This window comes from Vogesella mureinivorans (assembly GCF_007644035.1).
In the GTDB taxonomy this organism is placed as follows: domain Bacteria; phylum Pseudomonadota; class Gammaproteobacteria; order Burkholderiales; family Chromobacteriaceae; genus Vogesella; species Vogesella mureinivorans.
Window position 1 is genome coordinate 1 of the sequence record NZ_VMTV02000675.1, and the last position, 343, is coordinate 343.

At 46.6% G+C, this 343-nt stretch carries 1 protein-coding gene; it reads left to right on the plus strand.

What is annotated here, in order from left to right; genetic code table 11:
• Positions 1–343, plus strand: a 343-nt coding sequence (locus tag FLQ44_RS17680; protein ID WP_147695455.1) for a tetratricopeptide repeat protein, incomplete at both ends; no start/stop codon positions are given.

The window sequence follows — 343 nt, forward strand, 5'->3', positions numbered from 1 at the left end:
TATCAGCAAAGTCAGTTTCGAGAAGCTTTAGAGACGTTTCAATCTGTTTTAGTTATTGTCAGAGCAATTGGGGAGCGCAAAGGTGAAGGAGCCGCTCTCCACTATATTGGGGAAGTTTACCGCCGCCTGGAACAGTACCCAAAAGCGTCGGAGTATTATCAACAAGCTTTAGCCATTGTCAAAGCAATTGGTGACAAGGCGCAAGAAGGTACGACGCTCAACAATCTTGGGCGAGTTTACGACAGCCTGGAACAGTATCCCAAAGCGTTGGATTATCTTCAACAAGCTTTAACCATTGCTCAAGCAATTGGTGACAAGGCGGGAGAAAGGACGACGCTCAACA